The 20,991-nt window shown below is 72.0% G+C and carries 18 protein-coding genes and 1 pseudogene; 9 read left to right on the top strand and 10 right to left on the bottom strand.

The annotated features are described in order from the left end of the window. Nucleotides 1-134: 134 nt before the first annotated feature. The 3 genes and pseudogenes from LOK46_RS17810 to LOK46_RS17800 form a co-directional block, all read right to left on the bottom strand. Nucleotides 135-215 (bottom strand): annotated as a pseudogene (locus tag LOK46_RS17810) (glycosyltransferase family 25 protein); the annotation flags it as partial. A gap of 353 nt (nucleotides 216-568) precedes the next feature. Further along, the gene (locus LOK46_RS17805) at nucleotides 569-1,477 is read right to left on the bottom strand and encodes an O-antigen ligase family protein (RefSeq protein ID WP_273559308.1); all 909 of its coding nucleotides are present in this window, start codon (nucleotides 1,475-1,477) and stop codon (nucleotides 569-571) included. Nucleotides 1,478-1,561: 84 nt separating this feature from the next. After that, complete coding sequence (locus LOK46_RS17800) at nucleotides 1,562-1,759, bottom strand: hypothetical protein (RefSeq protein WP_273559306.1); 198 nt, start codon at nucleotides 1,757-1,759, stop codon at nucleotides 1,562-1,564. 551 nt (nucleotides 1,760-2,310) lie between these two features. Between LOK46_RS17800 and LOK46_RS17795 the strand changes: the two genes are divergently transcribed. The 3 genes from LOK46_RS17795 (at nucleotide 2,311) to LOK46_RS17785 (ending at nucleotide 7,170) form a co-directional block, all read left to right on the top strand. After that, on the top strand, nucleotides 2,311-2,709 hold the full coding sequence (locus LOK46_RS17795) for an exopolysaccharide production protein YjbE (protein ID WP_273564620.1): 399 nt from the start codon (nucleotides 2,311-2,313) through the stop codon (nucleotides 2,707-2,709). Nucleotides 2,710-2,900: 191 nt separating this feature from the next. Further along, nucleotides 2,901-4,010 (top strand): efflux RND transporter periplasmic adaptor subunit, encoded by a 1,110-nt coding sequence (locus LOK46_RS17790; RefSeq protein WP_273559305.1) that lies wholly within the window; start codon nucleotides 2,901-2,903, stop codon nucleotides 4,008-4,010. Continuing rightward, a complete protein-coding gene (locus LOK46_RS17785) occupies nucleotides 4,003-7,170 on the top strand; it encodes an efflux RND transporter permease subunit (RefSeq protein ID WP_273559303.1) in 3,168 nt (1,055 codons plus the stop codon). Before LOK46_RS17790 ends, LOK46_RS17785 begins: the two co-directional genes overlap by 8 nt. A gap of 20 nt (nucleotides 7,171-7,190) precedes the next feature. Here LOK46_RS17785 and LOK46_RS17780 read toward each other — a convergent pair whose 3' ends face one another. The 4 genes from LOK46_RS17780 to LOK46_RS17765 all read right to left on the bottom strand — a co-directional run bounded on the left by LOK46_RS17780 (nucleotide 7,191) and on the right by LOK46_RS17765 (nucleotide 10,823). After that, the gene (locus tag LOK46_RS17780) at nucleotides 7,191-8,147 is read right to left on the bottom strand and encodes an aliphatic sulfonate ABC transporter substrate-binding protein (RefSeq protein WP_273559301.1); all 957 of its coding nucleotides are present in this window, start codon (nucleotides 8,145-8,147) and stop codon (nucleotides 7,191-7,193) included. A gap of 39 nt (nucleotides 8,148-8,186) precedes the next feature. Next, on the bottom strand, nucleotides 8,187-8,969 hold the full coding sequence (locus LOK46_RS17775; RefSeq protein WP_273559300.1) for an ABC transporter ATP-binding protein: 783 nt from the start codon (nucleotides 8,967-8,969) through the stop codon (nucleotides 8,187-8,189). A gap of 85 nt (nucleotides 8,970-9,054) precedes the next feature. Beyond that, nucleotides 9,055-9,834, bottom strand: a complete 780-nt coding sequence (locus LOK46_RS17770; RefSeq protein ID WP_273559298.1) for an ABC transporter permease — start codon at nucleotides 9,832-9,834, stop codon at nucleotides 9,055-9,057. Nucleotides 9,835-9,842: 8 nt separating this feature from the next. Continuing rightward, nucleotides 9,843-10,823, bottom strand: coding sequence for an aliphatic sulfonate ABC transporter substrate-binding protein (locus tag LOK46_RS17765; protein WP_273559296.1), 981 nt, complete (start codon nucleotides 10,821-10,823; stop codon nucleotides 9,843-9,845). 655 nt (nucleotides 10,824-11,478) lie between these two features. Between LOK46_RS17765 and LOK46_RS17760 the strand changes: the two genes are divergently transcribed. From LOK46_RS17760 to LOK46_RS17750, 3 genes are all read left to right on the top strand, one after another. Further along, nucleotides 11,479-12,735: an NAD(P)/FAD-dependent oxidoreductase gene (locus LOK46_RS17760; RefSeq protein ID WP_273559295.1), complete on the top strand. Its 1,257-nt coding sequence runs from the start codon at nucleotides 11,479-11,481 to the stop codon at nucleotides 12,733-12,735. A gap of 254 nt (nucleotides 12,736-12,989) precedes the next feature. Beyond that, nucleotides 12,990-13,667, top strand: coding sequence for a cell division protein DivIVA (locus tag LOK46_RS17755; protein ID WP_273559293.1), 678 nt, complete (start codon nucleotides 12,990-12,992; stop codon nucleotides 13,665-13,667). A 116-nt stretch (nucleotides 13,668-13,783) separates the two neighbouring features. Further along, on the top strand, nucleotides 13,784-14,029 hold the full coding sequence (locus LOK46_RS17750) for a hypothetical protein (protein WP_273559291.1): 246 nt from the start codon (nucleotides 13,784-13,786) through the stop codon (nucleotides 14,027-14,029). 117 nt (nucleotides 14,030-14,146) lie between these two features. On the opposite strand, the gene LOK46_RS17745 is transcribed toward LOK46_RS17750, so the two are convergent. After that, the gene (locus LOK46_RS17745; protein WP_273559289.1) at nucleotides 14,147-14,569 is read right to left on the bottom strand and encodes a VOC family protein; all 423 of its coding nucleotides are present in this window, start codon (nucleotides 14,567-14,569) and stop codon (nucleotides 14,147-14,149) included. 794 nt (nucleotides 14,570-15,363) lie between these two features. Between LOK46_RS17745 and LOK46_RS17740 the strand changes: the two genes are divergently transcribed. The 3 genes from LOK46_RS17740 (at nucleotide 15,364) to LOK46_RS17730 (ending at nucleotide 19,020) form a co-directional block, all read left to right on the top strand. After that, nucleotides 15,364-15,894, top strand: a complete 531-nt coding sequence (locus LOK46_RS17740; RefSeq protein ID WP_273559287.1) for a DUF4188 domain-containing protein — start codon at nucleotides 15,364-15,366, stop codon at nucleotides 15,892-15,894. Between the two features lie 128 nt (nucleotides 15,895-16,022). Beyond that, a complete protein-coding gene (locus LOK46_RS17735) occupies nucleotides 16,023-17,363 on the top strand; it encodes an LLM class flavin-dependent oxidoreductase (RefSeq protein WP_273559285.1) in 1,341 nt (446 codons plus the stop codon). 169 nt (nucleotides 17,364-17,532) lie between these two features. Then, nucleotides 17,533-19,020: an HWE histidine kinase domain-containing protein gene (locus LOK46_RS17730; RefSeq protein ID WP_273559283.1), complete on the top strand. Its 1,488-nt coding sequence runs from the start codon at nucleotides 17,533-17,535 to the stop codon at nucleotides 19,018-19,020. A 28-nt stretch (nucleotides 19,021-19,048) separates the two neighbouring features. On the opposite strand, the gene LOK46_RS17725 is transcribed toward LOK46_RS17730, so the two are convergent. Together LOK46_RS17725 and LOK46_RS17720 are read right to left on the bottom strand one after the other, a co-directional pair. Continuing rightward, nucleotides 19,049-19,615 carry a cytochrome b gene (locus LOK46_RS17725; RefSeq protein ID WP_273559281.1) on the bottom strand — a complete coding sequence of 189 codons (567 nt, stop codon included), beginning with the start codon at nucleotides 19,613-19,615 and terminating at the stop codon, nucleotides 19,049-19,051. Beyond that, nucleotides 19,612-20,760, bottom strand: coding sequence for an acyl-CoA dehydrogenase family protein (locus LOK46_RS17720; protein WP_273559279.1), 1,149 nt, complete (start codon nucleotides 20,758-20,760; stop codon nucleotides 19,612-19,614). Before LOK46_RS17720 ends, LOK46_RS17725 begins: the two co-directional genes overlap by 4 nt. Nucleotides 20,761-20,991: the final 231 nt, after the last annotated feature.

The following is a 20,991-nucleotide window of genomic DNA, read 5'->3' as shown; positions in this document are numbered from 1 at the left end:
CTGCTCATGTCCATGGGCAGGCACAACCGGTGTTCGCCGACGGTCACGGCGTCCACCGTGCTGAACGGCCCGACCGTCTCGGTCCAGTTGAAGAGCAGGACGACGTCGCCGGGTCGCAGCGTGGCCTCGATGCCGGCCACGATCTGATGGATCTGCGGCGGCAGGATGACTTCATCCTCGACGATGAGCGCGTGCGGCAGGTCGAGCGCGATCATCCGCTCGTAGGCGCTCATGTGGGACATCGCGCACCCGATCTGACCGGCCGTCAGGTCGGGCTGGAACGGGGCGTTCGGATCCGGCACAGGGCCCTCGAAGCCCGTGATCTCGCAGTTCGGCCCCCACACCGCGGCGAGGTGCTGGGACAAGTAGGCGTACCGTTCGTGGAACCGGCGCAGGGAGATCCCGCAGCAATACATCGCAGTCACCTCTGATTGGGCCTGTCGGGCCGGCCGCGGCGATCGCGGCGGGCGGTCACGATCCGTCCCGGTCGAGACCTCCGAAGCCGCGCGTTCGGAGCCCCGTCGAGGTCCGGACGCCGCTCAGGCCTGTGGGGTCAGTCGCGGGCGACCTAGTCGTTCCCGTCCGCGGTCGGCGACCGCACCACGGGCAGGATCGCCGCCAGCAGGAGCTGGTGGAGGCCGTGATTGACGAGGAGCGGGCACTCGAAACAGACCAGGACGAAGAGCTGGCTCATGAACAGGATCGGCCAAGCTTCCACGTAGCCGGAGGAGCGCGCGAAATGGGCGATCACCCGGCGTGCGGTATCGAGCAGCGCGACCGTGAAGAGGACGACGCCTACGATCCCGAACGCGACGGCGGCGTCGATGAAGTTGTTGTGGAAGAACCACAGCTTCTGCTTCGTGATGAAGTGCAGGTAGGCGGCCGTGGTGAGCGGGCTCTCCCAGTAGGCCTTGTAGCCGATGCCGATGAGCGGCTCCCGCCAGAACTGGTCGAGCCCGAACCGCCAGAGGATGGTGCGGCCGGTCAGCGTGGTGTCCTTGCCGAGATCCGACAGAACGCTCGCCGAGATGTCGGCGCCCCGCGCGACGACGAGGAGGATACCGACGCCCGCCAGGGCGATGGCGATGCCGAGGCAGAAGCCCGTCACATGCTTGCCCTGCCGCCACGCGAAGATCGCGGCGAGCGGCATCAGCCCTGCGGTGGCCGCCACCAGGGCCGTGGCCGAGCGCGTCGCTAGGAGGAGCGCCAAGGCCAGGCAGAAGCCGAACGCGATCAGGAGACGGTTCCAGCCTTGCAGGAACAGGCAGGCCGCGCAGAGGATCTGGAGGCTCGCCAGGGATCCGAGGACGTTCTTATGCGAGTAGATCCCGGACCAGTTGCCGTCCGTCCCGCGCGTCAGGCCGGGCGCCGCCACCGTGAGAATGACCGACAGGAGCTGTCCCGCCAGCAGACCTAGGAATACGATCCTTACCAGCCGGGACAGACCCATCGTCGTCCGCAGGGTGATGCCGGTCACGATCGTCGCGAGCAGCTGGAGCCCGTGATAGGCCGAGAGGCCGGGCGTCAGGGACCAGAGGGCGGAGGCGATCGCGAGGAGCGGCTAGCTGAGTAGCAGCAGACGGCTGCCGAACAGGGTCGCGGCAAGGTCGCGGCGCATGACCAGGAACGCGAAGGCGATCAGGTCGCTGCCGATCCAGATCGCCTTGTCGACACCCGGCAGCTTGATCTGCTCGCCGACCACCGGGGCGAAGAGGAACAGGACGATCCACGCCGCGGCGGCCACGCCGAGCCGTGGCATGGCGTCTGCGCCTTCACCTGTCTCCCTGCCACCCGCCCAGCGCCGATCCGCCCCGTACGGCCCGAGCGGCGACCAGGCGAGGCTGCTCGCATGGCCGGGTCCAAGGCTCGCCAAGTCTCGTGGAAACGCCATCGCTCGATCTCGGACGCCCGGGGTGAGGCAGTGTCCCGTCCGCCCTGCGGTCGGACACCGCTCGAGGCTGCCGCGGACACGCCCCCTCGCGAGTCGACGCTAGCCGGGGCAGTCCGGACTCAGAACTCGACCAAACGAGGTAGCGGCGGCGCGCCTACCGCGCGGGCCGGGAAGGTCGCGGTGCGGCACGCTCCAGCAGCCACGGACTTGGCGGGATAAGATGCCGCACCCCGACATCGCCGCGCCGTCGAACCTGCCGTGCCCGGGCGGACACTGTCTGCTTTCATACGATCTAACCCCGTCCAAAGATCCGAAATCGCGGGATCGGACCGAGGCTTTTCGAAGAACTAGGGAATCCTGTCGGAACTGATGGGACGATTAGGCACTTGGGAATTCGATAAATCCTGGAGGAGCGTTTGATGAAGGTCTCTCGTCTGTCCGGCGCCGTTGCGCTTCTGGCCCTCGTTGCCGGTCCTGCCCTCGCGGCCCCGTGCAACACCGGAACCACAAAGCCGAAGACCCCCGATCAGCAGGCTTCGAATCCCAAGAGCTCCGACGTCGACAAGTCGAGCAAGAACCTCGCCGGCGGCAATCAGCCAGCCTCGCCGGGCACGGTCGGCGCCATGAACAATGCCGGCGCCACGCAGACGGCGGATCGCCAGGCGCAGACCGACGCCGGCTCCAAGGCGAACTCGAGCGACCCGGGTGCCGCGAACCTGGCGGGTGGCCAGCAGCCGGCCTCGCCGGGCACGGTCGGCGCCATGAACAAGGCGGCCGCCGATCGGCAGACCGCTCCGGTATCCGGCGACGATTGCTGATCTGACCCGATCCGTCCGAGCACATCGGAAGCCCGCCTCGCACCGTCGAGGCGGGCTTTCGCGTTTCTGCCCGGGTGCCGGTCCGACCCACAGGCAGACCCGAGCGTGACGGTTTGAGTCGGTCGCTTTCGGGTGTATTTGGCATCGAAACCGGGTAGATTCGGCAATCGGGCCAGGGGGAGGATCGCGACGTGGGTGGTCGCCGGGCGCTGCTGCTCATCGGAGGGATCCTGCTGGCGGCGGCCGGCCTCGCGCTCACGCCGACCGGCGAACGCATTCGCGCCGATGTAGGCCCGATGGTCGCGACGGTGCGGGCGCGCGTGGCGGCGCTGATCCCCGAACGGCGGGACGATTCGTCCACAGGCGCGCAGCTCCCGGCAGCGCGCACCGCCATCGAGGACGGCCGGACCCTGGTCCGGCTGACGCCGGCCGAGCGCGCGCGGATCGGTCTCGTCGCCGAGGCGCGGCCCGCCACCCTTCACCGACAGGAATTGACCGCCTACGGCAGCGTCCTCGAGCTCGCCCGCATCACCGAGCTGACCAACAGCTACGCGGGCGCCGTGGCGGCGCTCCAGACGGCCCGCGCCCGGGTCGAGGTCTCGGCCAGCGCCGCCCGCCGCGCGCGAACCCTCGGCGCCGGCGTGGTGGCGGTGGCGCAGATCGAGACCGTCGAGGGCACGCTCCTGACCGATCAGGCGTCGGTCACGGTGGCGGAGTCGCAGTTGCGCACCCTCGCGGCGACCGCGCGCCAGGAATGGGGATCGGTGCTCGGCAAGGCGATCATCGAGCGGTCGCCGCTGGTGACCCGCCTGATCGAGCGGACCGACTTCCTGATGCAGGTGACGTTGCCGCCGGGGGAGACCCTGCCGGAGGCGCCGCAGGCCGCCTTCGCCGAGGTGCCGCCGCAGAGCGAGCGGGTCGCCCTGCGGCTGGTCTCGGCGGCGACGCGGACCGATCCGCGGATCCAGGGGCAGAGCTTCTTCTATCTCGTCACCGGCGACAGCGGCCTCCTGCCCGGGACCAGCACGATGGCGTTCCTGCCGGCGCCGCGGGCGGTGAAGGGCGTCCTCGTGCCGGAGGACGCCGTCGTCCACGGCGAGGGCGGCACCTGGGTGTATCGCGGGACCGGCGACGGCGCCTTCGTGCGTCATCCGGTCCGGCCGGACGCGCCGATGTCGGCCGACGCCTTCGTGGTCGAGGATCTGCCGGACGGCAGCGAGATCGTGCTGCGGGGCGCGCAGGCCCTGCTCTCGGAGGAGATGAAGAGCCGCATCCGCGTCGTGGGCGACGACGATGACTGAGCCTCCCGCTGCCGCCGGCCGCGGCGGTCCGCAGGCGGCCCTCGTCGGCTTCGCCGTTCGGTTGCCCAGGGTGGTCCTGGCGCTGGCCTGCGCGGTCCTGGTGTTCGGCCTCTACGCCCTCACGGGCGCGCGCTACGACGTGTTCCCGGAATTCGCGCCGCCGACCGTCACGATCCAGACCGAGGCGCCGGGCCTCGATTCGGAGCAGGTCGAGGTGCTGGTCACGCAGCCCGTAGAGGTGGCGGTCGGCGGCCTTCCGGGCCTGGAGACCCTGCGCTCCACCTCCATCCAGGGCCTGTCGGTGATCACCGCCGCGTTCCGGCCCGGCAGCGACGTCGACCGGATCCGCCAGCGGGTCAACGAGCGTCTGGCGGCGCTCGCCAGCCGCATGCCGGACGGGGTGGCGGCGCCCGCCATGACGCCGCTGACCTCCTCGACGCTGACCGTGCTCCTCGTCGGGCTCACCTCAGAGATCCGCGACGCCATGGACCTGCGCCAGGTCGCGGAATGGACCGTGCGCCGGCGACTCCAGGGGGTGCCCGGCATCGCCCAGGTCTCGATCTACGGCGGGGGCGTCCGCGCCCTGCAGGTCCAGGTCCGACCCGACGACCTGATCCGCTTCCAGATCGGCCTCAACGACGTGCTGACGGCCGCCCGGAAAGGGACCGGTGTGCGCGGGGCGGGCTTCGTCGACACGCTGAACCAGCGTGTCCTGCTCCGGACCGACGGGCAGTCGCTCACGCCGGAGGCGCTCGGGCAGATCGTGCTCCACAACGACGGCGGGGCGAGCGTGGTCCTCTCGGACGTGGCGACCGTCACGGCCGCGCCCGAGCCGGCGATCAGCGCGGCCCTCGTGGACGGCAAGCCCGGCGTGCTGCTGATGGTCGGCGCCCAGGCGAGCGTCGATACCCGCGCCGTGACCGCCCGACTGGAGGCGGCCCTGGACGAGTTGCGCCCGGTCCTGCAGCGCGAGGGCGTGAGCCTGCGGGCCGACCTGTTCCGGCCGGCGAACTTCGTGGACGTCGCCACCGGCAACGTCATCCAGGCGCTGGCGCTGGGCGGCGTGCTGGTTGTGATCGTGCTCCTGATCTTCCTGGCGGACTGGCGGGCGGCGCTGATCAGCGCGACGGCGATCCCGCTGTCGCTGATCGCCGCCGCGCTCGCCCTCCAGGCCTGGGGCGAGAGCCTCAACACGATGACACTCGGCGGGCTGGCCCTGGCCATCGGCGAGGTGGTCGACGACGCGGTCATCGGCGTCGAGAACGTCGCGCGCCGGTTGCGGGAGGCGCGGTGCGGACGGCGCGACGTGCCGCGCGTGGTGCTGGCCGCGATGCTGGAGGTGCGGACCTCGGTCGCCTACGCGACCCTCGCGGTGATCCTGATGTTCCTGCCGGTCCTGGCGCTGACCGGCGTCGCCGGCCGGCTGTTCGGGCCGCTGGCGCTCGCCTACATCGCGGCCGTCGTCGCCTCGCTCCTCGTCGCGCTCACGGTCACGCCGGCCCTGGCGCTCCTGCTCCTCGGGGGCCGGACGGCGCGCGACGCGGGCGCGGCGCCGCCCGACCCGCCCGTGGTGCGCTGGAGCCGCGCCGCCTATCTTCGGTTGCTCGCCGGGATCGGCCGGGTGCCGCGGATCGCCATGGCGGGCGCCCTGCTGGTCACCCTCGCGGGGGCCGCCATCCTGCCGACCCTCGGCGCGGTGTTCCTCCCCGACCTGAAGGAGGGGCACATGATCCTGCACATGGTGGCCATACCCGGCACCTCCCTGCAGGAATCGCAGCGGCTCGGGACGCTGATCACCGGCGACCTGAAGGAGATCCCGGGGGTGCGCGCCGTGGCGGCGCAGATCGGGCGGGCCGAGGCCGCCGAGGATACCGCCGGGCCGCACTACAGCGAGATCCACATCGATCTGGAGCCCGGCCTCGACGGCGCCGCCCAGCGGCGGGTCGAGGCCGGTATCCGGCAACTGATCGCCGGCTTCCCGGGGGCGGCCTTCTCGCTCAAGACCTTCCTCACCGAGCGCATCGAGGAGACGGTCTCGGGCTTCACCGCCCCGGTCGTCGTCAACGTCGTCGGCAGCGACCTCGACCGGATCGAGGCCGCGGCCCGTTCGGTCGCGCAGGAGCTCTCGGAGGTGAAGGGCGCCCGGGATGTCCAGCAGGCCTCGCCGGCCGGGCTGCCGCAGGTCACGGTCGCGCTGCGCCCGGTGGATCTCCGGCACTGGGGACTCGATCCCGTGGAGGTGCTGGAGGCGGTGCGCACCGCCTACCAGGGCGACACGGTCGGCCAGACCTACCGCGGCAACGCCGTGTTCAACGTGCTGGTGATCCTCGACGCGCGCGTGCGGGATCGCCTCAGCGCGGTGGGCGACCTGCCCCTGCGGACGCCCGGCGGGCGCTACGTCCGGCTGTCCCAGGTCGCCGACGTCTACGAGAGCGCGGGGCGCTACCAGGTCCAGCATCTCGGCGCGCAGCGGGTGCAGGCGGTGACGGCCAACGTCGCCGACCGCGACGTGGCCGGCTTCGTGGCGGCGGCCAAGCGCAAGATCGCCCGCGAGGTGCGGCTGCCGGAGGGCGTCTACGTCACCTTCTCGGGGGCCGCCGAGGCGCAGGCGGCCGCCCGCCGCGACCTGCTGGTCCATGCCGGGATGGCCGGCTTCGGCATCGTGGTGCTCCTGGCGATCGTCACCGGCTCCGCGGCGAACCTGCTCCTGGTCCTGGTCAACCTGCCCTTCGCCTTCGTGGGCGGCGTCGCGGCCGCGGCGCTCACCGGCGGGGTGCTGTCGCTGGGCTCGATCGTCGGCTTCGTGACCCTGTCGGGCATCTCGTTGCGCAACAGCGTGATGATGATCGCCCATTACGAGCAGATGGTCACCCGGGACGGGCGCGCCTGGGACGCCGCCACGGCGGCGGAGGGCGCGGCGGACCGGATGGTGCCGATCCTGATGACCTCCCTGGTCACGGGCCTCGGGCTGCTGCCGCTGGCGCTCGGCGCCGGGGAGCCCGGCCGCGAGATCGAGGGCCCGATGGCCCTGGTGATCCTCGGCGGCCTCGTCACCTCGACGGTGCTGAACCTGCTGATCCTGCCGGTGATGGCGCTGCGGTACGCGCGTTTCCGGCGCGCGGACCCCGCGGATCTGGAGCTGACCGCGATCGGGTCCTGAACAGGTTCGGCTGCGGCCGCTCAGCGGCCCGGCGGCGTCCAGATGCCGAGCGCTGCCGTGTCGACGGCCCGGGGCAGGAGCCCCTCGGCGCGGAAGGCGTCGGCGATCTTCTGCTGCTCCGAGAGCCCGGTGCGGGTGACCGGCTCGACCCGGTAGCTGCGGCGCGCGTTGGCGCGCAGGACCACCTCCGGCTCGATCTTCCACAGGGGCGCGAGGCGGGCTGCCGCCTCGGCCGGGTTGGCCTTCACCCAGTTCCCGGTCTCGGCGAGCCGGTCGAACAAGGCCGCCAATACGGGGCCGTTGGCCGCGACGTAGGGGTCGGCCGCGAGATAGTAGCGCTTGTACAGTGAGAGGCCGGCCCCGTCGCGCAGCACCCGCGCGCCCGATTGTTGCCGGGCGGCGGAGAGGAAGGGGTCCCACGCGACCCACGCCTCGACCCCGCCGCTGGCCAGGGCGGCACGCCCGTCGGCCGGTGTCAGGTAGGCCGGGGTGATGTCCTTGAAGGTCAGGCCCGCCTCGCCGAGGGCCGCCAGGAGCAGGTAGTGGCTGCCCGCACCCTTGGTCACCGCGACCCGGCGGCCGCGCAGGTCGGCCACCGACTTCGCCGGTGCGTCCGCCGAGACGAGGATGGCCTGCGCCTCCGGGGAGGCCGCCTCCTGCGCGATGTAGCTGATCCGGGCTCCGGCGGCCTGAGCGAAGATCGGGACCGTGTCGGCGACGTCGGCCGACACGTCGATCTGTCCGGCATTGAGCGCCTCCATGATCGGCAGGCCGCTGGTGAATTCGTGCCAGGTCACGCCGGTGCCGAGCGGCGCGAGCGCGCGTTCCAGGCCGCCGTCCTGACGGAGCAGGGCGATCAGCGTCGAGGAGCGCTGGTAGCCGATGCGCAGCGTGCCGGCCGCGCCGGCAGCGCGGGGCAGCCCGACGAGGGCGGACGCCGACAGGCCGGAGACGAGGGCGCGACGGGTCAGGGGCATCGTGTCATCCTATGATCGATCCGCGAAGGCGGGCGCGGCCTACCACCAGCTCGCGCGGGTCTCGGGGGCGGCCGGCCGGCTGCTCGCGGCCGGACGGAGGGAGTGGTCGAGGGCGGCCAGCACGCGCCGCACGGCCTCCTCGTAGGTCGCGGCCACCGGTTCGCGCGGCCGGGCGAGCCCGATCGGGACGGTCTCGTCGAGGCGCCCGGGCCGCGGGCGCATCACCACGACCCGGTCCGCCAGGGTGACGGCCTCCCCGACATCGTGCGTGACGATCAGGATCGTCGGCTTCGACTCGGCCCAGAGATCGAGGAGCTGGTCGTGCAGCCCCTTCCGGGTGAAGGCGTCGAGGGCGGAGAACGGTTCGTCAAGGAGCAGCACCCGCGGGCGCGCCACGAAGGCCCGGGCGATCGCCACGCGCTGCTGCTGACCGCCGGACAGCTCGCGCGGCCAGCGGCCGCCGTGCTCGGCGAGCCCCACCCGCTCCAGGGCGTGGGCGACGCGGGCGCGGCGCTCGGACCGGGACAGGTCGGCGAGGCCGAAGCCGACGTTGCCGGCCACGTCGAGCCAGGGCAGCAGGCGCGGCTCCTGGAAGACGACGCCCACGCTCGGATGGGGCGCGCGGATCGTCTCGCCGTCGACCGCGACGGTGCCCGCGCTCGCGTGGTCGAGCCCCGCGATCAGCCGGAGCAGGGTCGTCTTCCCGCAGCCCGACCCGCCGATCAGCGCGACGATCTCGCCCTGCTGCACCGACAGGTCGATGCCCGACAGCGCCTGCGTGCCGTCCGCGTAGGTCTTGGAGAGGGCGTCGACGGTCAGCACGGGCGTCTCTCGGCGGTCGTGGCATGGGGATCGCCGCGCAGGACGGAGCCCCGTTCCGCGGCGCGCGTCCGCGCCGGTGCGGCGGTCACAGGCTGTCCCGCACGGTATCCTGCCACCGGGTGAGGGGCCCAGTCAGCGTGACCAGGGCCATGTCGGCCACCTTGCCGACGAGGGCGAAGGCGATGATGGCGGCCACGATCTGATCGGGCTTGCTGAATTGCTGACCGTCCACCAGCAGGTAGCCGAGCCCCTCCGAGGCGCCCATCAGCTCCGCCGCCACGACGAACAGGAAGCCGAGGCCGAGCCCCGTGCGCAGGCCCACCAGGGTCGCCGGCAGCACGGCCGGCAGCAGGATCCGCCGGGCGAGGGCGAGGCGCGACAGCCGGAAGATCCGCCCGACCTCGACCAGCTTGCGGTCCACCGACGCGATCGCGCCCGAGACGCCGACGTAGACCGGGAAGAACACGCCCACGGCGATCAGCAGGACTTTCGGCGTCTCCAGGATGCCGAACCACAGGATGAAGAGCGGGACCCAGGCGAGCGACGGCACGGCCCGCAGCGCCTGCAGGCTCGGGTCGAGGAGCCAGCGCAGCGGCGGGACGGTGGCGACGAGGGTCCCGGCCAGGATCCCGGCCGCCGCGCCACACAGGAAGCCGAGCCCGACCCGCACGAGGGTCGCCTCGACATGCATCCAGAGATCGCCCGACACGGCCAGGGCCCAGAGGGTCGCGCCGATCCGGCTTGGCGGCGGCAGCAGCCGCCCGGACGCCGCCCCGCTCGCGACCGCGATCTCCCAGCCGATCGCCAGGATGAGCGGCAGCAGCAGGCCCAGTCCGGCGCGACCGCCCCGCCGCAGCAGCGGCACGCGGCCGCTCACTGTCCGGCGACGGGATTGAAGCGCGTGTCGAGCAGGCCGTCGACGGACGCGGACACGTCGCTGCCCGCCGGGATGATACCGGCCTGCTGGAGGGCGGTACCGGCCGCCTTGATCGACTGCGCCTGGGCCGCGCCGATCGCCGGCTGGGACAGGTCGGTCCGCTCGAGCTGCCGGGCGATCACCGGCTCGGGCAGCTTGGTGGCCGCGACGAGGGCGGCCGCCAGCGCCGGCGGGTTGGCCAGCGCGTAGGCGCGCGCCCGCTCGTAGGCGGCGATCACCGTCCGGACGAGGTCGGGATGGGCCGTCGCGAAGTCCTCACGGACATCGAGCAGACCCCAGGTGTTGGCCGCGGCGTCGCGGTAGAACAGCACGTCGCCGTTCTCGATCTCGGCCGCCGCCATCATCGGGTCGAGGCCGGCCCAGGCATCGACGTCGCCCCGGTCCAGGGCGGTCCGCCCGTCCGCGTGCTGCAGCAGCACGAGCTTGGCGTCGCGCTCGGTGAGGCCGGCGCCCTGGAGTGCGCGGATCAGGAAGATGTGCGGATCGGTGCCCCGGGTGACCGCGACGCGCTTGCCCTTCAGGTCGGCGGGCTTGGTGATGCCGCTGTCCTTGCGGGTGACCAGAGCCGTCCATTCGGGGCGCGAGTAGGCGTAGATCGCCTTGATCGGGTTGCCGTTGATGCGGGCCACGAGGGCCGCGGCCCCGGCCGCCGACCCGAAATCGATGGCGCCGGCGTTCAGGAACTCGAGCGCCTTGTTGGAGCCGAGCGACTGGACCCAGCGGACCTTGATGCCCCGCGGCGCCAGCGCCTCCTCGAGGAAGCCCTTCTCCTTCAGGAGCAGGCCGACCGGGTTGTAGGTCGCCCAGTCCAGGCGAACCTCCTTCGGGTCGTCGGCCCGGGCCTCGCGCGTCGTGAGGGCGCCGAGGCAGGCCAGGGCGACGCTGGCGGCCAGAAGGGATCGGCGAGTGGAGCGCATGGTCGGGCCTGATGTCGTGGGGAAACGAGGGGCGGGGTGCGGGGCCGGCGCGGGGCAGGGGATCCGCGTCGCGGCGCGGTCCCGAGCGGGTTCGTCCGGGCGGCTGGGGTCAGGGGTGCGGCGCGGCCGGCGTGTCGATCGGCCGAGCGCGGCCGGCGCGTTCGAGACCCGAGATCGTCCCGATCGCTCGATCCGCGCCGACACGCTCCCCGGCTCCGGGATCACGACCGGACCACCCCTGCGTCTTCATCGTACCTGCGCGGCCCTCAGCGTGACTGTGAATACAAGATCCTGTCGGCCGGTCGCCGAGTCAACAAAAGGGCGTTCTCTACTTGGCGACGGTGGAGCAAGAATTTTCGGCCGTCAGCCCAGAGTCGAGAAGAATTTGCGCGTCGCTGCCTGTGTGGAGCGGCGTCCGTCCTCTCAGGCCGCGCTGGGGCCGCGCGGCTGGACCGCGCCTGCCGGGAACGGTTGTGAGGCCGACGCTTCGGGCAGAAGGGGCATTTCGGCTCCCCGATGGCGCGACGCAGAATGGAGCTCACCGCCGGCCTTCGATTGTTGAAAGCCTTCCTCGCCCTCGCCAGATCAGTAACCGTTGCCGTAGCGGCGGACGCCGTGCAGAGTTCGGTGTACCCGGCAATCGTGGAGCTCTGCGGTGGTCTCGAAAATCCTGGTGATCGGCGGCGGATTCGCCGGACTCTGGGCGGCGGCCGCCGCCGCGCGCGCGCGGACCGAGTTCGGCCTCGGCGACCGCATCGCGGTCACGGTGATCGCTCCGGACGCGTTCCACGACATCCGGGTCCGCTGCTACGAGACCGATCTCAGCGCCCTGCGCGTGCCCCTCGACGACGTTCTCGGGCCGATCGGGGTTGATCGTCGCGAGGGGCGCGCGCTCGACATCGACCCGGTGGCGCGCACGGTCACGGTCGAGTCCGGCGCGCCATCCGGCGGCGTCGACACGCTGGCGTACGACCGGCTCATCCTCGCCGCCGGCAGCGTGCTGCGACGGCCCGATATCCCGGGCATCGACGGCGCCTTCGATGTCGACACCTTCGCGGGCGCTCAGGCCCTCTCGGCGCATCTCGGTCGCCTCGGAGACGCGGGCCGGCCGGATCAGGCCGGCCGCTGGACCGCCGTCGTCATCGGCGGCGGCCTGGTGGGACTGGAGCTTGCCTGCGAGCTGCCCGCCCGGCTCGCCGCTGCCCGGAGCCGGGCCGGTGGCGACGGTCCGGTCCGGACCATCCTGATCGACCAGGCCCAGGAGGTCGGGAGCGCCATGGGCGCGGCCGCCCTGCCGGCGATCCGCGCGGCCTTGAGCGAGGCCGGCGTCACCTGCATCGGCGGTGCGCGGGTCGACGCCATCGATCGCGCCGGGGTGAGGCTGGCGGACGGAACGCACCTGCCCACGTGGACGAGCGTCTGCGCCACCGGCATGCAGGCGAGCCCGCTGGGCGAGACGCTCGGTCTCCCCCGCGACCCGCTCGGGCGCGTGCCGGTCGACGCCTTCCTGGCCGTCCGAGGGCTCGCCCACATCTACGCGGCCGGCGACATCGCCTCGGCGGAGGCCGACGATGCCGGCCATCGCACGGTGATGTCATGCCAGCACGCCCGGCCGATGGGCCGGTTCGCGGGCTTCAACGCCGTCTGCGATCTCGCCGGCCGAACGGAGCAGCGGCTGCGCTTCGCCGCGCCCGACTACGTCACCGTGCTGGATCTGGGTGCCTGGGGGGCGGTGTACACCTCCGGCTGGGATCGCGGCACGCTGGTCGCGGCGGGCGCCGCCGCGAAGGCGACGAAGCGGATCATCAACGGGACGCGGATCTATCCGCCCCTCGACCGCGATGCCGGGGCCATCCTGGCCGCGGCCGCGCCGATCATCCAGGCTGCGCCCGCGACCCAGGCCGTGCGATGATGCCGGACTGCCTCCGCCCGGTTCGGCTTTCCGGTCGTCGGCCGTCGGTGCGCTGGCGAAAGCACTTGTGGGGCGCCGAAGACCGGGAGTGAGCGGGCGGAGTAATGTCGATCCAATCTGCTCAGTCTGCCGTGACTGATGGGCGCCAATCCATCTCGCCGAGAGCTCGGCCGCCACACAGCCGGTTAATCACCTGTTAACCATACCGGAGATTGTATTGGCTATCGACAAAATCCCGCCAGGGTAGAGCCATCATGGTCGCGGCCCCCACAGCCACGTGGTCCCATATCCTCACGCAGGTCGCCGACAGCCTCGACCGCTTCGTCGAAGGGGCGTCCGCCGAGATCCTGCCGCTCAAGCCGTCCTTCGACACGGTCGAAGTGCCGGCCGCGTTCTCGGCACCGCGCATCGAGGAGGTCGCGCACCCGCCGATCTGGCCGGAACCCGCGGTCAACGATGCGGGCCCAGCGCCGGCCTCTTCCGAGCCCGAGGCGGTGTCGGATTGGATGAGCACGCTCGACATCATCAACGGCATGGCCGGCCGCGCCGAAGCGCAGAAGCAGCGTCTGCAGGAGCAGAGGATGTCGCACGAGGCCGCCCTGGCCGCCGCGCAGCGCGCGCTGACGGAGACCCAGCACCGCCTGCACCTGTCCGAGATGCGCGTCCGCGAGGTCGAGGCCCGCGCCGATATCGGGTTGCAGCGGGTCCAGGCCGAGGCCGACGCCCAGGTGCAGGACATCCGCGCGGAGGCCGAGGCCCGGGTCCGGACGATCCGCGCCGAGGCGGAGGCGTGGGTTCGGGCCGCCGAGGAGCAGGTCCGCGTCGCCGACCTGCGCGCCGAAACGGCGGAGAAGTGGCTCGGCCGGATCGACGCGGCCGCCAAGACCCTTCTTCTGGGCAGCCACGCGCGCGGCGGACCGGCGGGAGCCTGAGGTCGAACGGTGGGGCCGAGCCCGTGTCCGCGCCGGGCCGCCGGCGCACGCGGCGCGCCGCTTCCGGGCACCAGCCAGAGCCCGATACCGGACGTCCGGCCCGACGCGGACGGGTCGTGGCGATCGCCCGTTCGGTTGAGGCCGCGCGCCGGTTCAGCCTGCGGAACGCGTCGATCCGGATGGCCGCCCTCGCGGTGGTCTCCCTCACGCCGCCCCTCTGCGGTTGCGTGTCCCTCCGCGCGCCGACCGCCGACATCGCCGCGGCGGACCCTGCGCCGTCGGCCCAGGCGGCGATGATGCGGCCCGGTCCGGACATCGACGCGGACCCGTCCGGGTGGCGCCTGCGCCTCACCCGCCTCTAGGCGCGGTCCGGCCACGGCTCGGCAACAGGATCGGCCTTCGTCAGGCCCTGCCGGACGGCCGGGCTCGGCGCGCGACGGTCCCGACACGGACTATCTCAAGGTAGACGCGGCGCCGGTTCAGATGCCGAACGTCACGAGTCCGCGCTCATCGATTCGCCAGGCGGGGTTCCAGGCGATCTCCCAGGCGTGTCCATCCGGATCGCTCAGGTATCCCCGGAAGCCGCCGTGGGGTGGATCGTCGGCCGCGCGCAGGAGCGTCCCGCCCGCCGCGATGAGACGCGCGATGGTCGGCTCGACGTCGCTCCTGTCCGGGACGTTGTGGGCGAGGCAGAAGGCGCTCGGGGTCGGTTCGCTCGCGCGCTGCATGTCCTTGTCGAGATGGGGATTCTGCCAGGTTCCGAGCATGAACCCGTTCATCTGGTAGAAGACGATCTCGCCGTTCTCGAAGACGGGAGACCAGCCGAAACCGTGGACGTAGAAGGCGCGCGAGCGGCTGAGCGATGAGACGCCGAGCGTGATGACCGAGATCTGCTGCTGCATCGTCGGATCCTAACATCAGACGCGAGCCCACCGCGCGGGGCGCCGAAGGCCACGAACCGTCGGCACGTTGACGGGCGGTCGGTTCACCCAGTGGTCGTGCCGATGCTCCAACCGACAGGCCCCGGCAATGCCGTCGCCTATCCGCGGCATCCGCGGGCGCGGACCCCCGCCGGGTCCCCCGGACAGCCCGGGCCGTGCGCCTCCCATCGACGCCCCGAGCGGCGTCGTACCGCGCGAGCGTCAAGTCTTACAAATTGTTCATGCCGTCGAAGGCTAATTGTCAGCTGAAGAGGGCAACCCGAGAGACGTCCAAGCATTGATCGGCTGTAGCAAGTGTGAAGATCTTGCCGGGCCCGGCAGGGGCCGATCCCTGAGAGAGAGTCAAGACAATGACCGATCCTGGCACCTTCCGCGAAGCCCTTCTCGCTGTGGTTGTCCTGGGAGGAGGGGCTTTCATGGTGGAACAGTACATCCGGACCCGGGCATGGCCTCGGTCCGGGCCACACCGCGCGGATCGCGGTGAGAGCACGCGCTGAGGCGCGCCATCCTGTTCGATTCCACGGCGAAGCGAAGATCCCGGGGGCGGCGACGGCAGCCACAGGGATCTCCGCGGACGCGCGCCCGGAGGTGCCGTGCTCGATCGAAGGCCGCGTTCGCGGCGATGCGCCAGCTGCTGAAAGTTGCTCGATACTGGCGTAGGTTGCGGGGTGTGGCCGCCGTATCGAACGAATATTGCTGAAGGACGACATCGTCGCGTATTCTCGGCCCCCAGGGCCTCGCTGGATCGGCCCGCGATGGAAGGCGCGATCATGGGCGCGAACCGGCGGGACGCGGTTCCGGACTTCTCGGGTTACCCGGACCTCGTCGTGATCTATCTGGGCATGAAGGTCCGGACCCTGGCCGGCGTGAAGACCTTGCTCGGCTTCGGGCCGCGGATCGACAGGGTCGGCGCGGCGCGGCCGGAGGGCCTGCTGCACTACGAGAACAACATCATCTTCAGCCTGCGCCCGCTGCATGTCGGCATGCGCTGGTACTGGCGGGACATGGACAGCATGGTCGCGTGGTCCAAGTCCGAGCCGCACCGGATCTGGTGGCGGGACTTCCTGCGCGACACGCGCGGTGTCGGCATCTGGCACGAGACCTACCACATGCGCGGCGGCATGGAGGCGATCTACCACGACGTCGCCGAGCCGGTCGGGTTCTCGGCCTTCATGCCGATGCAGGAGGCCCGGGGCTCCCTGGCGGCGCGGCACGGGCGCTACGCCTCGTCCGACCTGCGCGACCTCCCCGCCGACAACGCGCCGGACGCCCCCGTCCCGCGCTGACGCGCGGCCAGGACGTCCGCGACGGGCCGCGCGCGGGCAGAGCGGGGTTCGCCCCGGCGGGCGGGTCGGCTAGACACCGGCCCGTGCGAGAGGCACGGAGCGGATCAGGCACGATGACGGTCGGTTCGATGAGACAGGGTACCCTGCGCCTCGGCGCGTTCTTCTACGCGACCGGCCATCACGTCGCCGGCTGGCGCCATCCCTCCAGCGAGGCCGACGGCGGCCTCGTCCTGGAGCGCTATGTCGGCTGGGCGCAGCGGGCCGAGGCCGCGAAGTTCGACCTCATCTTCCTCGAGGACGGAAGCGGGATCCGGGATCTCGACCTGCGATCGAGCGAGCGCACCGCGCGCTCGACCCATTTCGAGCCCCTGACGCTGCTGTCGGCCCTCGCGGCGGTGACGAGCCGGATCGGTCTCGTCGCCACCACCTCCACCAGCTTCAACGAGCCCTTCAACGTCGCGCGCCGGTTCGCCTCCCTGGATCATCTCAGCGGCGGACGGGCCGGCTGGAACCTGGTGACTTCCGCGACCGACGCGGAGGCGGCGAATTTCGGCGGCGACCGGATCGACCGCCACGCCGACCGCTACGAGCGCGCCGAGGAGTTCGCGGACGTGGTCCTCGGCCTCTGGAACACCTGGGACGACGGCGCCGTGATCGTCGATCGCGCGAGCGGCCAGTTCTCGAAGCCGGACGGCTTCCGCCCGCTGAACCACCGGGGCAAGCATTTCGATGTCCGCGGGCCGCTCAACATCTCGCGCACGCCGCAGGGCCAGCCCGTGCTGGTGCAGGCCGGCTCGTCGGGCCCCGGCAAGGATCTCGCGGCGCGCACGGCCGAGATCGTGTTCACGGCGAACCAGACGCTGGAGGAGGCGGTGGCCTTCTACGGCGACCTGAAGGAGCGCATGGCCCGATTCGGCCGCGCGCCCGACGACCTGAAGGTCATGCCGGGCCTGTTCCCCGTGGTCGGCCGCAGCGAGGCCGAGGCGCGGGCGAAGTTCGACGCCCTGCAGGATCTGATCGATCCCGTCGTCGGCCTCGCGCTGCTCGGCCGCATGATCGGCGGCCACGACCTGACGGGCTACGACCCGGACGGGCCCGTCCCGGAACTGCCCGAGACCGACGGCATCAAGTCGCGCCAGCAGCTGATGGTCGACCTCGCGCGCCGCGAGGGTCTGACCCTGCGCCAGCTCTACCTGCGCGTCGCCGGGGCCCGCGGCCACTCGCAGATCGTCGGCACGCCGGCCCAGATCGCGGACGAGATGGAGGCGCGGTTCCGGGCCGGCGGGGCGGACGGCTTCAACATCATGCCGCCGACGCTGCCCGGCGGCCTCGACGACTTCATCGCGCTGGTCCTGCCGGAGCTGCGGCGGCGCGGCCTGTTCCGGGCCGAGTACGAGGGCCGGACCCTGCGGGACCATCTCGGCTCGCGCCCGCCGGCGGGGTTCGGCCCCCGCCGCGCCGCGGTGTAGCGGCGGCTGGTCTCTCGCCCGACCCGGCCCCGATCGGGCGAGGCGCCGCGGTCCCCTGCGGCGTCTCGGCCCGCATGATGGTTGCGCACAAGCGATCCGCGCTGTGGTACAGCCGCGCGACAAGGGCCGAAGGCCGCCAACGGTAAGTCGTGGCAGGGGCGACGGGGCATTGACGGATCAGCAGGAACGCACGCGCTTCGAGGCGGAATTCGCCCGGACCGACGCGAGTACCGACCCCTTCGTCTCCGCCGTGCGGGCGACGCGGATGCCGATGCTGATCACCGATCCCCATCTGCCGGACAACCCCATCGTCTTCGTCAACGCCGCCTTCTCGAAGCTGACCGGGTACGGCCACGACGAGATCATCGGCCGGAACTGCCGGTTCCTGCAGGGTCCCGAGACCGGCAAGGCCGATATCGCGAAGATCAGGACGGCGATCGCCCGCCGCGTGCCGATCGAGATCGAGCTCTTGAACCACAAGAAGAGCGGCGAGGTCTTCTGGAACCGGCTCCTGATCTCGCCGGTCTTCGATCGCGACGGGGAGCTCACCTACTTCTTCGCGTCGCAGTTCGACGTGACGCTGGAGCGGGAGAAGCTCGCGCGGATGCAGCGCGACCGGGAAGCGCTCGAGCACGAGGTGGTGCGCCGCACCAGCGACCTCACCCGCAGCGAGGAGCGGCTGCGGTTCATCCTGAAGGCCGGACGTTTCGGCTCGTGGACCCTCGATCTCGCCGACATGCGGCTCGTGGCCTCCGACACCTGCAAGGAGAATTTCGGGCGGGCGCCGGGCGAGCCGTTCGGCTACGAGGACCTGATCGCCGCGATCGAGCCCGAAGATCGGCCCCGCATGCAGGCGGCGGTGCAGACCTCGATCCGCGAGCACAGCGACTACGACATCGAGTACCGGGCGCGCACGCCCGGCGGTGAGCTGCGCTGGCTGCAGATCCGGGGCCAGACCTTCTACGACTCGGTGGGCCAGCCGCTGAGCATGGCCGGCGTCTCCATCGACGTGACCGAGCGCAAGCGCGCGGAGGAGCATCGCACCCTCCTGGCCGACGAGCTGAACCACCGGGTGAAGAACTCGATGGCGACCATGCAGTCGATCGCGCACCAGACCCTGCGCAACGCCGCCTCCCTGGAGGAGGCGCACAGGACCCTCGACGCGCGGCTGCACTCGCTCTCGGCGGCCCACGACGTCCTGACCCGCCAGAGCTGGATCGGGGCCACGCTCGACGTCATCGTGGAGGGCACCCTCCAGGCGTTCCGGGGCGGGGCGGGACAGCGCTTCCTGATCAACGGCCCGGAGGTGTGGCTGACGCCGCGCCTGACCCTCGCCTTCACGATGGCGCTGCACGAACTGGCGACCAACGCGGTGAAGTACGGCGCCCTGTCGAACGACCGGGGGCGGGTGGTCCTGAACTGGGACGTGGTGGACGGGGCGACGCCGTCCCACCTCTGGTTCCGGTGGGAGGAGATCGGCGGACCCGCGGTGACGGCGCCGGCCCGCGGCGGGTTCGGCACGCGGCTCATCGAGCGGGCCCTGGCCGCCGAGATGGGCGGCTCGGCGGAGATCGAGTACCGCGCCCGCGGCGTGGTGTTCACGCTAGACGCGCCGCTGCCCGACCGGGCGCCCGCCGCGGCGGAGGCGAAAGCCTGAGGATCGCGCGCCGTCGGCGCCCCGCCAGTCAGGTCATCCGCGTCAGGACGGCCTCGTTCCAGAGCCTGCGGTGCAGGATCGCCATCGCGGCGTGGCCGAGCACGACGGCCAGGAGCGTGAAGCCCAGCCAGTAGTGGAACAGATCGGCGGGCAGCATCATCCACTCGATCTTCGTCTCCCGCGCCGGCATCACCGGGATGCCGTAGGGCGTGAAGGGCTTGCCCGATCCGTACTGGCGCAGCAGCGCGAGGCTCGGGACCAGGACCATCAGGAGATAGATCAGGCCGTGTCCGGCCGCGACGGCGCGCCCCGGTGCGCCGGAATGGGCGGGGCGCCGGTGAAGGTTCGCGAGACCCCAGACTCCGCGCAGGAGCACGAGCACGAACAGGGTGAAGCCGAGGGTGAAGTGGCTGCCACCGACGAGGCGCGTGAGCGCCGTGTCGCCGATCGTGACGTAGAGCAGAGCGCCCGTGAATTGCCAGGCGAACAGGGCGGCCATCAGCCAGTGGAAGCCGCGGCTGACGCGGCCGTAGCGCTCCGGCGTGTCCAGCCAGACGGTTCGCGGTGCGGCGGCGTGACGTCCCGGCCCCGTCATGCGGCGTTCTCGGTCCACAGGTCACCGGCTAGGCCGCCGGTGCGCAGGATCTCGGAGGCCGCGCTGGTCAGCGCGTTGTCCGGCCCGGGCTGGCGCAGGTAGGTGGCGAGATCGCGCGACAGCCGCTCCAGCGGATGGCCGCGCAGGAAGCCCTGCAGGCCGACCGAGCGCTGGGCCAGCTGGAGGACGTCGAGGCCCGCGCGCTCGACCGCGAGGCGGACCAGGTTGATGTAGGCGACGACGCGCTCCGGCGACATGGCGGCGTCCGACGCGACTTGCGCCCCGCGCTCGACCCAGAGCCGCGCACCCTCGACCGCGATCGCACCCTCGCCGAGGCGCGCCAGCTGGTGCGGATCGCCGCCGCGGCCGAGGCGGTCCAGATGGCCGCGCCAGGCATCGAACACCGCCTCGATGCCGCCGAGCTGCACCGCCGCGAAGCGCCACGCACCGCCCGAGAAGGCAGGCTGCCGGAAGTAGTCGTCGGGCGCGCCCACGATGTGATCGCCGTCAAACGCGATTCCGGTGAAGTCGACGGTGCCGGTCGCCGAGGCGCGCATGCCCTGCGCCCGCCAGGCGGCGAGGTCGGCCCGCGTGCCGGCCTCGAGCGGCACCACCATCATCGCCGTGCCGGCCTGTCCCGGATGCCCCGCGGTGACGAGGGCGCGGGTGACGAAGCCGGCGCCCGACGCGAAGGTCTTCACGCCGCGGAGATGGCCGTCGGCGTCCGAGGCCTCGATCCGCAGGCCGCCTTCGCCCGGCCCGGTGTTCCAGACACCGAACAGATGGCCGGCGCGCGCGTCCGCGAACAGGCGAACGCGCTGGGCGGGCGAGCCGTACCGGGCGATGAGCTGGAGGGCGTTGACGTGCCCCTCGTAGAGCCGGCCGAGGGCGAGGCTCCCGTAGCCGACCAGCCGCAGGACCTCCGCCAGGGCACCGGCGCCCGGCTCCGTCCCGAGGCCGGCGCCGCCGTGATCCACCGGGACGGGCGCGGCGAGCAGCCCCAGGCGGGCGAGATCGGCGACGTCGTCCTGCGGGAAGCCGTGGTCGTGATCCTGGGCGTCCGCGCGCGCGGGCGCCGCCGCGGCGATCGCGCGCGCGGCCGCCTCGGAATCGTAGACGGGGTCCAGGCGGGTCCACTGATCCATGCGCCTGTCTCCTCTCAGATCGCCGCCGGGCGCGGCGCGCGCGCCGCGTGCCGATGGTCCGGGCGCGTCGCGGCATCGACATCCGGGCGGGCGGCCGCTGAAGCGCGGCCGCGCGCGGTCGCGCGCTCGGGTTTCGTCACGTAGGGGGCCCCCATTGCCCGCGGAAGATGCGGGAGATCCTGAAAAACTAACTTAAGACTGAACCATCCTTTTCGCTGCTGCGACCAATGC

The sequence above is a fragment of the Methylobacterium sp. NMS14P genome, assembly GCF_028583545.1.
Lineage (GTDB): Bacteria > Pseudomonadota > Alphaproteobacteria > Rhizobiales > Beijerinckiaceae > Methylobacterium.
This window is presented reverse-complemented; position numbering and strand designations above follow the sequence as displayed.